This is a genomic window from Gilvibacter sediminis (genome assembly GCF_028561565.1).
GTDB lineage: Bacteria > Bacteroidota > Bacteroidia > Flavobacteriales > Flavobacteriaceae > Gilvibacter > Gilvibacter sediminis.
Map to the genome: position 1 here is coordinate 1 of NZ_JAQQTE010000013.1, position 1,555 is coordinate 1,555.

Annotated in this window: 1 pseudogene; it reads left to right on the forward strand. The window is 51.4% G+C overall.

Going from position 1 to position 1,555, the window contains the following annotated elements:
- Positions 1-1,555 (forward strand): annotated as a pseudogene (locus POW22_RS10335) (hypothetical protein); the annotation flags it as partial.

Genomic DNA, 1,555 nt, shown 5'->3' on the forward strand with positions numbered 1-1,555 from the left:
ATGCACGTATTGAGAACTCCATCACGGGCTGTTTTGCCACTACGGAGTTGGAACTTATTGTGCTGCCTGCAACCGATATCGGTAGCTTCCCAACCATTGAACTGTGTGACGATCCTATTGCAGACGGTTCTACGACCTTTGATCTGACGCTATACGATACGGTAGTGGTTGCCGATCCAACAGGACTGACCATTACCTATCACGTTACTGCTGCAGATGCTGCAGTAGGAGCAGCGCCGATCACTCCGGCAGATGCCTACAACAACGTGACCAACCCACAGACGATTTACGTGCGCACGGAAGATGCTGATGAATGTGTACAACAAGGCCAGTTTGATCTTTTTGTGATCGCCAGACCGCTCTTCACCGTGCCTACGCCGTACGCTTTGTGTGAGGACGATGTGATCGATGGCTTTACGGAGTTTGATTTAACGGTAAACAATTTAGAGATTATTGACGGCAATCCGTTCTACTCGGTACAGTATTACTTCAGTGATGCCGATGCAGAGGCGGGCGTAGACCCACTACCACCGATCTACACCAATGTGGTGAACCCACAGACGATCTACGTACGTGTGGATGATTCCTCAACGGGCTGCTACGGGGTACAACCCTTGGAGCTGATTGTGGTGAACCCAGAGGCTGCGATGACTCCGGAGCCGCTGACGTATTGCGACCCGGATAACGACGGCTTTGGTGAGTTCAATTTAGAAGATGCCACTTTAGAGATTACAGGCGGCGATCCCACCCTTACGGTGAGCTACCACGAGACGGAGGCCAATGCAGAGAGCGGCTTACTTCCATTAGCTAGCCCATACAACAACATTGTGTTCGGAACGCAGACCATCTATGCGCGGGTAGAAACCCCTCTTGTAGAGGACTGCTTCTCTGTGGTTGAGTTGGATTTAATAGTCCTCAATACTCCAGAAATAATTGACCCAGAACCCCTCTTAGCCTGCGATGACAATGACGACGGCATTGTGGTATTTGACTTGACGGTTAAAGACCCAGAGATTTTGGATGGCTTGGACCCTGCGGCTTATACGGTAGAATATTATGAGGATGCGGCTTTCACTTCGCTGATCGCTCCGGCCACGGCCTATACGAACTTGACCAATCCACAGACGGTCTTTGTCTTGGTGACGGACAACACCAATATGTGTACTTCGACCACGACCTTAGAGTTGATAGTCAACTTCCCACCGGAGGTCTTCCCACCGGCGCCGCTAGAGCTTTGTGATGTGAACAATCCGGGCGACGAGGTAGAGGAGTTTGACTTGGAGCTGGCTACCCCGGAGATCACAGGCGGAGACACTTCATTGATCGTGACCTACCACGAGACAGCTGCGGATGCCGATGCTGGAGACAACCCACTGACGAGCCCTTACACCAACACGAGCAACCCGCAAACGATCTTTGTACGGGTAGAAGACCCAGACACGGGCTGTTTTGTGAGTGATGTGGTGACCTTAGACTTAAGAGTAAACCCACAACCGAGTCCAACCCCAGATCCCACCCCGATTGAGATCTGTGATGCAGACAACGACGGTTTTGT